General features: G+C 47.6%; 8 protein-coding genes. 4 read left to right on the forward strand and 4 right to left on the reverse strand.

What is annotated here, in order from left to right; genetic code table 11:
- Positions 1-9: 9 nt before the first annotated feature.
- The gene (locus C7475_RS02255) at positions 10-1176 is read right to left on the reverse strand and encodes a polymerase (protein WP_146217441.1); all 1167 of its coding nucleotides are present in this window, start codon (positions 1174-1176) and stop codon (positions 10-12) included.
- Between the two features lie 33 nt (positions 1177-1209).
- The gene (locus C7475_RS02260) at positions 1210-1488 is read right to left on the reverse strand and encodes a SelT/SelW/SelH family protein (RefSeq protein WP_110050606.1); all 279 of its coding nucleotides are present in this window, start codon (positions 1486-1488) and stop codon (positions 1210-1212) included.
- Positions 1489-1720: 232 nt separating this feature from the next.
- Here C7475_RS02260 and C7475_RS02265 point away from each other — a divergent pair, with 232 nt between their 5' ends.
- Positions 1721-3727 (forward strand): tetratricopeptide repeat-containing sensor histidine kinase, encoded by a 2007-nt coding sequence (locus C7475_RS02265; RefSeq protein ID WP_110050608.1) that lies wholly within the window; start codon positions 1721-1723, stop codon positions 3725-3727.
- 49 nt (positions 3728-3776) lie between these two features.
- Here the strand turns inward: C7475_RS02265 and C7475_RS02270 are convergent, their stop codons facing one another.
- The gene (locus C7475_RS02270) at positions 3777-4637 is read right to left on the reverse strand and encodes a neutral zinc metallopeptidase (protein WP_110050610.1); all 861 of its coding nucleotides are present in this window, start codon (positions 4635-4637) and stop codon (positions 3777-3779) included.
- Between the two features lie 171 nt (positions 4638-4808).
- Here C7475_RS02270 and C7475_RS02275 point away from each other — a divergent pair, with 171 nt between their 5' ends.
- The 3 genes from C7475_RS02275 to C7475_RS02285 are packed head-to-tail and all read left to right on the forward strand — an operon-like array spanning position 4809 to position 9885.
- Entirely contained in the window at positions 4809-6665 is a 1857-nt protein-coding gene (locus C7475_RS02275; RefSeq protein ID WP_110050612.1) for a DUF4132 domain-containing protein, read from the forward strand.
- A gap of 42 nt (positions 6666-6707) precedes the next feature.
- A complete protein-coding gene (gene fdhD / locus C7475_RS02280) occupies positions 6708-7562 on the forward strand; it encodes a formate dehydrogenase accessory sulfurtransferase FdhD (protein ID WP_110050615.1) in 855 nt (284 codons plus the stop codon).
- A gap of 10 nt (positions 7563-7572) precedes the next feature.
- Positions 7573-9885, forward strand: coding sequence for an FdhF/YdeP family oxidoreductase (locus C7475_RS02285; protein ID WP_110050617.1), 2313 nt, complete (start codon positions 7573-7575; stop codon positions 9883-9885).
- Here C7475_RS02285 and C7475_RS02290 read toward each other — a convergent pair.
- Positions 9871-11910, reverse strand: coding sequence for a hypothetical protein (locus tag C7475_RS02290; RefSeq protein WP_110050619.1), 2040 nt, complete (start codon positions 11908-11910; stop codon positions 9871-9873). The two genes, C7475_RS02285 and C7475_RS02290, sit on opposite strands and share 15 nt — an antisense overlap.
- Positions 11911-11969: the final 59 nt, after the last annotated feature.

Here is an 11969-nt window from a genome sequence, read left to right on the forward strand (position 1 = left end):
ATGGCAATACTAAAATGCTTCGGCGAGAGACAGGTATAAACCAGACTGACGCTGTTCTCCGGAACGTTTTTCGCCCCATGCATAGTCGATACGGATGGTAAGCCGGGCGCCTTCGTCGTAAAACCAGCGTCCGCCAATGCCATAACTGGGTTTAAAGTGTGACATGGCAATATCCTTATTGTTGAATACCGCACCGGAACCGCCAAATACTGCCAGTGCAAATTTAGGTTGCATATGTACGAACCAGATATTGATAGGGATCTTCGGGTCCAGGAAATAACGGTATTCTACCTGTCCGGCCAGGTAGTTCTGATCGCGGTACCTGCCACTGTAATATCCTCTCATCATGAGATCGTTCCCCATTTCGGGCAACAGGTAAAACGGTAAACGGCTTCCCTGTAATGAATTGAATAATCCGTTGAAACCTACTGTGCTCTTAGGAGAAATGGGGATGAAATGACGCAGCTGGCCATCTATTTTCCATAGCTCATGTTTACTGAGGAATCCCGGTGCATAGGATATATTCAAACGTAACCAGGTACCGGTACGTGTATAGTTCTGGTTATCCCTGTTATCGAAGATGCCGGTAGCGCCAATGAAGGTAACATAACCGCCATCTTTGTCAATCAATGACATACCGGGATAAACGCCTTTCTGATCACGCGCTGAATAATCGTCCTGTTGGAACAACAGGGACAGCCCAGCGTAAAAATGTCCGCCTACACGTTTTTCAGCCTCCAGCTGTACTTTATACCGCCTGTTATCGAGCAGTGTTGCTCCGGCCTTACGGGTAGTATCTCCCAGTCCGTAGAAGTTAATAGGGAAGTCGTGATACCGGAGGTTACTCTTAAAATGCCAGTTATTGGCATCAGTCCAGATATCCGTTTTCAGGTCTATTTTAAGCTGTTTCTCTGTCGTGATTGACGGAATGAGGTTAATTGTGGAATTGCGTAGTACAGGATCTTTAGAAGTGTAGAAAGAATACAACATAGCCGCGCCGATCTCCAAACCTTTCTCGGGCGAATAGCCCAATACCGGCAGCGGAAAGAAACTACGCTTATGCACTACGGTGGTATCGGTTACAACGCCTTGTATTGTATCCTTTCCTTGCTGTTGCGCTATCAGGTCCTGGCCTAACGCCAGCATTGCTATAGTAAAAAATATGGTCCTTTGCATACTCATCCGGGTTGCAAAGAAACAACTTTTATACTACTTTCTGTCACTATGTCCCAGGCTCTTTTCCGGGGCCACTTTATCCCTGATCAGCTGCTTAACTTCTTTTATTTCAGGGAAATGTCCCAGTTCCTTCCGGTTGATCAGCGCTACACCGTCCACGTAGATGATATAACTGCCATTCACCTCGCTGGGCTGTAAGGTAAGGCTATATATATCGTCTGCGAAGGTGGTCAGCAGTTCCTGTGCCATCCATGCCGCCCGCATCAGCCATCCGCATTTAGGGCAATATTCTATTGTTACTGTCGGTTTCATATATCAGATAATCTATTTAAAATCATTGCCAATGTAAGATTTATTCTTTCCAAAGTTCATAGATATCAATCGGCTACCGGAATACTCCTTACATAAGTATCGTTACATCCCGAAAGATACAACGATTCATAATATTTCGGATTTTGAAAACTTGCATCCTTTTTTTTATTTACTTTAGCGCCAGCATTCAGGTTACCCTTAAAGATCGTTTGTGCCGACAACTAGACTCTCAATGCGGATTGTTCGACGTAATTTATATACTGTTATATATCTGGCTTTGCTATGCACATTGAATACCAGTGTTTTTGCCCAGACAAATGAACTACAGCAACACCCCGCGAAGGACACCGTTCGCGTTCGTTTACTGAACGAGTCAAGCCGTAGGTCCTTCCCCAAAAACCTCCTTCAAACAGAACAGTACGCCCGGGAAGCGTTATGGCTTAGTGACAGCCTCCATTTTAAAACGGGGACCATGTGGGCCACCCGCAATCTGGCCCTCGCTGAGAACATCAGGGGTAACCTGGAAAAACAACTGGACCTGACTATCAAGGCCCTGAAACTCGCTGAAGAATTAAAGGATAAACATGCGGAAGGCGTTTTAAACACCGATATCGGCAACATCCTGGTGGAACAGAACCAACCCAGGCAGGCCTTGCGTTACCAGCGGAAGGCATTACGTATTAAACAGGCCCTGGGACAGCCGGCCGAGATCGCGAGGACGCTGAATAGTATCGGATCAGGATATATCCGCCTGAATAAACCGGATTCCGCACTGTATTTTCTGCTGGAATCGGAAAAGATCAAATTATCACTGAACGACCATGCCGGGCTGGCCGTTACCTATGAAAATATTGGGTTGGTTTATACGCAGCTGGAAAAATACGGCATCGCCCTACCCTATTTTGAGATCTCGGAACAGTACTATCAGGAAGCGGATAATATGAACGGTATGGTGAAAGCTCATCTGAATATCGGGTTCACCAAGACCATGCTGCATAGGTATGAAGAAGCCGAGCAGGAGCTTGCAGAAGCGGCGAGGCTGAACAGTCATATCCAGAATGCGAAAAATAAGCTGATCTATCATAAGAACATGGCGACGCTGGATTCTGCGCGTGGAAATTATGCGGCAGCACTGGCTAACTATAAGCAATTCAGCATGATGAGTGAAGAGATGTTCAGCCTGGAGAAGTCGAAGTTCATCGCCAATACCAAAGAAAAATACGAGTCTGAAAAGAAGCAACATGAGAATAAACTGCTCCGGAAAGAGCAGCAACTGCACCTGGCTACTATCAAACAACAACGTATCCTGGTGGTTTTCTGTACAATGTTATTGCTGGGGCTTTTTGTGATCACTGCGGTGTTGTACCTCATGTACAGGCGTCAGCAGGACCTGTACAGACAGTTAAACCATCGCAATATACAAGTACAGGAACAGAATAAGATCATCATGGAGCAGAATGCCGCCCTGGAGAGCGGTAACCAGGTAAAGGATAAGATCTTCTCTGTTATTTCCCACGACCTGCGTTCTCCGCTGGCCATCCTGGAAGGATTGCTCTTTCTGTTAAGGGACGATAAGATGTCGGAAGAGCAATTCAGGATCTTCTCTCACGAGCTTTGGCGGGACATGAAGAACACTGCTTACATGATGGACAACCTGCTTCAATGGGCCAGTAGCCAGATGAAGGGTATTCATGTTACGCCGGATGATTTTGATATCAGCACGATCCTGAACAGTGAATTTGAACTGCTGCAATCACTCGCCAAACAAAAGGAAATAACGCTGACGCATGCACTGCATCGCCGGTTGATGGTCTATGCCGATCCGGATATGATCCGCCTGGTACTCAGGAACCTGATCAGTAATGCGATCAAGTTCACCCCTGAAAACGGAACTGTCAACGTCAACTACCTGCTGTTGCCGGATAAAATAGAACTGATCGTAGAAGATGACGGATTGGGCATCGCTACAGCAGATCAGACGAAAGTGTTCTCCAATATTTACTACTCTACCAATGGCACGCGGAATGAAAAAGGATGTGGTTTGGGACTACCCTTATCGAAAGATTTCATAGAACGTAATAAGGGCAGGATCTGGTTCCACAGCGTTGCGGGAAAAGGTACCAGCTTTCACTTTACTTTACCATTATCTGCTGAGGATGAAACTCCGGGCCGCGGTTATACCATTATAGTGAAAGATAATCAGGCGTATAATGAAACTGCGCTGAACAGCTGGAAATAAAAAAGCCGTACCCGGTAAGGATACGGCCTGTATAAGAATATTCAACTGATTACAGATCAGCAGCGTTAAATGTATCTCCCTGTCTGATATCACCTGTTTCAAAACCTTTCTTGAACCAACGTACACGCTGTGCTGAAGTGCCATGTGTGAATGCATCCGGAACTACACGTCCCTGGGACGCTTTCTGCAAGGCATCATCTCCAACAGCGCTGGCGGCGTTTAAGGCTTCTTCGATATCACCCGGCTCCAGGATATTATGCTTTTTCTGTGCATGATGCGCCCATACACCTGCCAGGAAATCAGCCTGTAGTTCCAGCATTACAGACAATTTATTGTATTCACGCTCACTCAGTTGTGAACGCATAGATTGTACTTTGCGGCTGGTACCGAGCAGGTTCTGTACATGATGGCCAACTTCATGTGCAATGACATAAGCCATGGCAAAGTCGCCCGCTACCTTAAACCTTTGTTCCATCTCGGTAAAGAAGTTCAGGTCCAGGTATACCTTTTCATCTGCAGGACAATAGAACGGGCCCATAGCAGCTTGTGCGGCGCCACAACCGGATTGGTTGTAGTCGGTGTACAATACCATACCTGCATCTTTGTAGTTCTTATTCATCTGGGAAAACAACTCATGCCAGACTTCTTCAGTATCTGCCAGTACAGTGGAGGCAAAGCGTGAAATTTCGTCACTGTTACCGGTAACGGTCTGGGATTGTGACTGAGGCGCTCCGCCATTGCCCTGCTGAACGGATTGTAACGCCTGTTGCGGGTCCTGGTTGAATAACAATGCCAATACCACGATAATAATACCGCCAATGCCTCCTCCGATACCAATGGTCCGGATGCCACCACCGCCACCGCGGCGATCTTCTACATTGTCGCTTAGTCTTCTGTTTTGCCAGCGCATATTTTAGGTTCTTTTTATATGTCGAAAGTACAGAAATTTTAATCTCCTTTATTAGAACAATTTCCCTGCCCAATTCAGCTGTAGCCCGGGCTTCATTTTTTTTAATACCTGTTTTTTACATAAATTGGGTAGTGCGATACCCTCATTGTTACACCTCTACATTATGAAGCTATGCAATTTACTGACTTCTGGATCGGGAAAATACAGGCAGATAAGTTACCTGAAGCACTGGACACCGCAGGGCTTATCAAGTATCTGTCAGTATACACTTCCGATGAGCAATGCTTCCATATTATTTTCCAATGGCATGAAACGACTTTAAAGCGTAGCAGCGACTGGTGGTTTCCCAAACAGGAACTGCTCAATGTCATCCAGGCCAAGATCAGCAAAAAAGGCGTGACCGATACCCTGCGCCATTGTCTTGAACTGCTGGACACCTCAGAGAAGAAAACGCTGAGTGTTGCGGCAGACAAGGTCAATATCCAGATAGATATCCTGCTGCATGGTGGTCCGGAATTGCTTATCAGCCGCCGGGACTCCCTCGGGATCATCGTTATTGAATTCCTTTCCAATATTAAAAGCACACGGCAGAGAGAATACTGGACAGCCTTCGTGGATCATTGCCTGAACGTAGGTGAAGGCAGTGCGCCGAACCGTAAATGGTGGAAGAAGGCTAAGGAACTGGTGGGGCGTATCAATGCCGAACATTTCATTGCAAAACTGAAGGACTGGATCTCCTTTTCTCACGGTTTGCTGATGAGGATCCATGAGGGACGCGATCACAGTTTCGTTGACTATGATATTGATTTTCTGAGCGCTATCAATCATAACATGCTAAAAGCCGTTATATGGTGCAGCGCCATTCCCGACAACAAAGCGTTGCTGGATATACTGGAACCTTATGCTTTATGGGCATATAAGAAAAAGGAAGGCATTGGCCCATTGTCGGCCAAAACCGGTACGGCCTGTATCTATGCCCTGACCTTTCTGCCTTTCAGGGAAGCCCTGACGCGGATCAGCAGATTCCGCTCTTTGATAAGACATGCAGGCATCCTGAAAAGCATTGATAAGATATTACATGAACTGGCGGAGGAACACGACATTCCTTTATACGAACTGGAGGAATACATTGTACCCGATTACGGTTTGAATAAGGAAGGGACGGTCCGTGTACAGATAGGAACGGACCTGATAGGTGTGTATGCGATTGGCAATACCGGTAAGTCAACCGTTTCCTGGGAACGGGACGGTAAACCGGCAAAGGGGCCGCATGCCTGGTTTGCTCCCGGAATGGAATTCAAGAGATTAACCAGAGAGATAGATCAGGCATTGATCAACAACAGCGCCCGGATAGAACGGGCATTCATGCGTATGACCCCGTGGCCCTACAGTCACTGGAAGATCTATTACCTCGATCATCCCCTTGTCAGGACACTGACCACACGGCTGATCTGGAAGTTCAATACAAATGGTCTGCTTACGACCGGGTACTACCTGGATGGGCTTTTTATTGATTGTACAGGCAAACCGTTGACCGTCACCGAAGAGACAGCTGTAAGCCTGTGGCATCCTATGAATGAACCGGCCAAAACAGTAAAAGCATGGCGGAACTTCCTCGATCAGCGTCATATAGATCAGCCATTCAAGCAGGTGGACCGTGAGATCTTTACCCCTAACAATGTAGAACTGGCGGATGGTTTCTACTCTTCACGTTTTGCTTCACAGGTACTTAATAAGCAGAAGTTTAAAAACGTCATCACGCAAAGAGGCTGGACATTGCGACAAAAGGCCCAGCACAATTGGGCATACATTCCCTATATACAACTGACCGACTGGGATATCAGGGTCAACTTCTTTGCCGACAGGAAAGAGGAAGAGACCGTTCTTACGGATATGATCAACTTTTACAAGGAAGGCGAGCCATTAGCCCTTCGGGATGTTCCTGCTGTTATTTTCTCTGAAACCATCAGGGATATCAGCTACTTCGTTAATACAGCCGGGACTACCGAACTGCACAACCGCTCCTGAGTAAGCGGTGTGTTCGCACCTTATTTTATGTAACTTTACTCCATGCTAAACCCTGCTATTTCTTATACACGGATAACAAGAGTACAGGATACAACTGTTACTGCCTCGGAAGATGCATTGGCTGCCGAAGAACCGCTTGAGATACAATTGATCTACGGTCCGATGGCCAACAGGCAGCAACAGAGCATTTCAGTTACTATGCGTACTCCCGGCCAGGACGCTGAACTGGCCACAGGCTTTCTGTTTACAGAAGGGATCATCCGGTCCGAAAAGGATATCAAAGCTATCAGCTCCGACAGTGACGTCACCAATATGGTACAGGTAAGCCTGCACGAAGATGTCACTCCTGTACTGAAAACCACACAACGTAATTTCATATCAAATGCCGGATGCGGCGTCTGTGGAAAAACAGACCTGGCGGCTATTTATACTACTGTTGAAGTGCAGGCATCTGCACAGACCGTTCCTGCATGGCCAACAGAACTGATACTCCGTTTGCCTGACCTGCTCCGCAAGCAGCAACAGCTTTTTGACGATACCGGAGGTATACATGCAGCGGCGTTATTCGATCAGTCATCCACGTTACTATTGATGCGGGAAGATATCGGACGGCATAATGCGGTGGACAAACTAATCGGCGCTTCTTTGCAGCAACAGCTCTTCCCTATGCAGCCATACATCTTATTACTGAGCGGCCGTGCGGGTTTTGAACTGATCCAGAAAGCCGCAGTAGCTGGTATTAAGGTGATCGCCGCAGTAGGCGCTCCTTCAGGAATGGCGGTGAAGATGGCCCGTGAATGGGACATTACTTTGATCGGGTTCCTGCGCCAGCAAAGGTTTAATATATATACAGGTGAACACAGAGTAGCTGTCGGATCACTCACGAATCTCAAATGACTTACTACAAATGGATCAGCATAACACCACAGACCCTTCTCAGAATCCCGAGCATTTTACAGGGCATGTCCGCCTGGGCAAACCTAAGACAGTGGCGGCAGGCATTCCTGCTGTGGTATCCAGCGTGAAACACATCCTGGATGAAATGGACGCTATGCGCGGCATGAAGGCGCTGTTGAAACTGAACCAGAAAGATGGTTTTGACTGTCCGGGTTGTGCCTGGCCCGATCCTGACGATGATCGCTCGGCTATTGGAGAATATTGTGAGAACGGAGCAAAAGCAATTGCCGAAGAAGCTACCAGCAAAAAGCTGGACGCTGCTTTTTTTGCAAAGCATAGTGTGGCAGAACTGGCTGCGCTGACCGATTATGAAATAGGTAAAAAGGGCCGTGTAGCGCAACCTGTATATCTTGCCAAAGGAGCTACGCACTATGAACCGGTGTCCTGGGAATATGCGTTTAACAAAGTAGCTGAACATCTGAATGCACTGGCTTCTCCGGACGAAGCCATTTTTTATACTTCCGGCCGCACCAGTAATGAAGCGGCTTTCCTTTATCAGTTATTCGTAAGGGAATTCGGCACGAACAACCTGCCCGACTGTTCCAATATGTGCCATGAATCCAGTGGTGTAGCACTTTCTGAAACGGTGGGCATAGGTAAAGGTTCTGTAACGCTGGATGATCTGTATAAGGCTGAGGTGATCATTATTCTCGGACAGAATCCCGGTACTAATCATCCCCGGATGCTAAGTGCGCTCCAAAAAGCAAAGGCGAACGGAGCGACGATCATTTCTGTGAACCCCCTTCCTGAAACGGGACTACTTAACTTTCTGAATCCACAGACGGTCAAGGGCATGCTGCATATCAAAACCCAGCTGACCGACCTGTTCCTGCAGGTGAAGATCAATGGGGATATGGCATTGCTGCAGGCTATCGCACTGCTCTTGCTGGAGGAGGAAGAACGCCATCCGGGAACTGTGTTTGACCATGACTTCATTGGCTCCAATACAAGCGGCTATGAAGAATATCTGCGTCACATCCGGCAACAACAACTGGACACACTTTCCGATGCCTGTGGTATTCCCATAGAACAGATCCGCGAGGCCGCATCTATACTGATGCATAAAAAGAAGATCGTCGCCTGTTGGGCCATGGGATTGACACAACATAAAAATGCCGTTGATACGATCAAAGAGGTTGTGAACCTCCTGTTGCTGAAAGGAAGTATCGGCAAAGAAGGTGCTGGCACGTGTCCGGTTCGCGGGCATAGTAATGTACAGGGCGATCGTACCATGGGGATCTTTGAGAAGCCTTCTGATGCATTGCTTAATAAGATAGAATCAGTATACGGGTTCGAACCTCCGCGGAAACATGGTTATGATACTGTGAATGCGATCCGCGCTATGCGTGATGGTAAAGCGCGTGTGTTCTTTGCCCTGGGCGGTAATTTCCTGTCTGCAACACCAGACACAAAAGTAACCGCTGAAGCGCTGCAAAATTGTTCCCTGACGGTACATGTCTCCACTAAACTGAACCGTAGTCACCTGGTACATGGCAAGGAAGCCATCATCCTACCTACGCTCGGGCGTAGTGATCTTGATATCCAGGAAGACCAGAAACAATTTGTGACCTGTGAGAATTCCATGGGTGTTATCCAGATGTCCAAAGGCAACCTGCCGCCCGTTTCTTCTCACCTGTTAAGCGAACCTGTTATTGTGTGCAGACTGGCACAAGCCACACTCGGTGAGCGCTCTAAGGTGAACTGGCAACATTATACCAGGCATTATGACTACATCCGTCAGGATATTGAAAAAGTAATCCCCGGCTTTAATAATTATAATAATCGTGTAAGGCATCCCGGTGGTTTTTACCTGCCTAACAATGCACGTGAAGGACGTTTCAATACCAACACTGGTAAGGCGAATTTCAATGTCGCCGGAGTGACTGTTCAACGACTGGCGGCAGATGAGTACATGATGATGACCATCCGCAGCCACGATCAGTTCAATACTACCATTTATGGCCTGGACGACCGCTACCGTGGTATTTATCAGGAAAGAAGGGTGATACTCATGAACGCGAAGGACATGCGGGCCGCCGGACTTAAGCCCAGTGATGTAGTAGATCTGATCAATAACTTTGAAGGTGTAGAAAGGATCGTACATAAATTCCTGGTAGTGGCGTACGATATTCCTGAGAAGTGTACAGCAACCTACTTCCCTGAAGCAAATGCGCTGGTACCGCTTAACAGTGTTGCCGACAAAAGCAATACGCCCACATCAAAAATGGTCATCATTAAGATCAGGAAATCACTTGAACTGTAAGAAGGCCGGTGCTCTTAACGCGAAGATGTTGAAGCGGAAGTCGACAGTGGTGGTCGCTTCCCAGAAAACGGACTTCATCGGCGAAGGGGCGTTGGGGTAATAGTTGGCTGATAATCGCAAGGTATTGAGAGACAGGTTTTCGTTCTTTATTTTCATACCCAATCCGAAACCTGCGAAAATGGGGTTGTTAAACAGGGAGCCTTTGTCTTTATAATCGAGCTGCGAGGCCTGGATGGTCGAGAAGAAATTAAACTTGAAACCAAAGACCTTCAGGGGACTGTAATAGGTGGTTTCTGATCTGACATTCAATCGCTCATAACCACTTAACGGAACATCTCTGTACCCCCACACACCGAGGTCCCGGTTAATATTCAGCGGGCGATAGAAGTAACTGTTAGGATTGCAGACATAGTCTGCATAAAGGAACTGGCGAAGCTTGCCACCTGCAAACCTGAAAGCCCGGCTATAGTATTCTACCCTGGCATGGAGCACCGCATCTTCCGACTTACCCTGATAGAAAGTACTGATTCCCAATGCTCCCGAGAGGATACCTTTCCCATTCGTTACCCAGAATTTCTCGGCCTCTACGCCTACATATGCGCGTGTGCGTCCTTTCCAGGTTTCCCATCCCGCAGTGGCGGACGCGGTGTACCCCAGCGGAATATCCTCCGTTCTACCGAACCCAAAGAAATGGCTTGTTTTGAAGAATTCCTGCCGGAAGGTGACGACCTGTCCGAGGTAAAAGCGATGGTTATTATAGACGGGGTCCAGCTTATAGATCTCCTGGAACGGCTTTTTCGAGAACAGCAGGTTGAAATGCCGGACCAGGAACGCGAGGTTAGGTTTGCGCGAATCGGGATTGCGGCTGTCCTGTTTCAGAAAGTTGAAACCACCCCACACGTCGAGAATATTATACCGGTAGTCGCGGTACAGTGTATCCGGACGATTAGACACGTTAATCGAGTAGTTAGTACTGAAATTCAAGCCTCCCAGCCAGGTCGCCCCACTTTTGTAGAGCGGTCTGTCGAACGCAACATAATATGTCCCTTCATAAGTGCCCGAATCCAGTGTATTGATATTGTTCAAAGTGGTATAACCGCCTGAGAAGTCAATAAATGAGCCCAACAGGTTTGTTTTAGTGTACCTGACCTGCGAACCGAAGGGCGGGTTATCACTGTCGCTCCAGGACCCGCCGATCCTGATACCTTGTCCTGCACCGAAGAGGTTATCGTTAGATACGCTGGCCCTCACACCGGAGGTACTGAGCCTGGACAGGTCAAAACCGTACTCGAATACGTCTTTAGTCACAACAAGGAGGTCGATAGAATCTTCTGAAGCCCCTGTATTAATGATATACAAGCGGGCATCCTGTATGAAGGGCCGGCTACGGATATAACGTTCATTGTCCGACATCTCGTAAGGATTGAGCGTATCGTTCTGCCTGAAAAAGAGCAGCTGCCGTATGACCCATTCTTCTGAGTTAAAGTGAAGGCGGTTAGCCAGATGTACCAGCTTCATGGAAGTAGAGAAGGTGGTATCCTTGATATTGCTGGGACCAAACACGTTTACGCGGCGGTAGTAGATATCGCGGATCACCTTTCCTGTAAACGGTTTGAAGTATTGTTCACTTTTGATGATGCTGCTGTCCATTCCCGGTTCCGGAACATTTTGCCGGGTCACTTTCCTGATGAGCGAATCCCGGTATTGTTTGTTACGCAGGGAATCGCGGTAGGCCCGCATACGGCCGAACCAGGAATTGGAATACTTCTTTGATACGGGGATCGTATCTCCTTCCAGGATCACATCTCCGGGTACTATGGTATCGCCGGGATTGGTCGGAACGATGGGTACTGATGGGATGTGGGGAATGATCGGGAAGATCGTATCATCCGGAACAGGACTGACCGGGACGGAGGGTACTACCGGAACTACTGTATCGCGGGTGATAGAAATACGGGCTGTTTCGTTACCGACAGGGCTGCCATATGCCTTTAATAATCCAAAGGCCAGGCAACAGCTGATCAAGACATAAGTTAATATTTTCGGCGATTTTCTCACTCGTTTCTTAGAAGTAATAAGCAAGC

Origin of the sequence: Chitinophaga sp. S165, from assembly GCF_003182155.1 — a bacterium.
GTDB lineage: Bacteria > Bacteroidota > Bacteroidia > Chitinophagales > Chitinophagaceae > Chitinophaga.

What these genes read in the sequence shown, in the direction of transcription:
- C7475_RS02275 (WP_110050612.1), top strand. Translation starts at nt 4,809, where the DNA reads ATGCAATTTACTGACTTCTGGATCGGGAAAATACAGGCAGATAAGTTA.
- C7475_RS02270 (WP_110050610.1), bottom strand. Translation starts at nt 4,637, where the DNA reads ATGCGCTGGCAAAACAGAAGACTAAGCGACAATGTAGAAGATCGCCGC.
- C7475_RS02265 (WP_110050608.1), top strand. Translation starts at nt 1,721, where the DNA reads ATGCGGATTGTTCGACGTAATTTATATACTGTTATATATCTGGCTTTG.
- fdhD (WP_110050615.1), top strand. Translation starts at nt 6,708, where the DNA reads ATGCTAAACCCTGCTATTTCTTATACACGGATAACAAGAGTACAGGAT.
- C7475_RS02260 (WP_110050606.1), bottom strand. Translation starts at nt 1,488, where the DNA reads ATGAAACCGACAGTAACAATAGAATATTGCCCTAAATGCGGATGGCTG.
- C7475_RS02255 (WP_146217441.1), bottom strand. Translation starts at nt 1,176, where the DNA reads ATGCAAAGGACCATATTTTTTACTATAGCAATGCTGGCGTTAGGCCAG.
- C7475_RS02285 (WP_110050617.1), top strand. Translation starts at nt 7,573, where the DNA reads ATGGATCAGCATAACACCACAGACCCTTCTCAGAATCCCGAGCATTTT.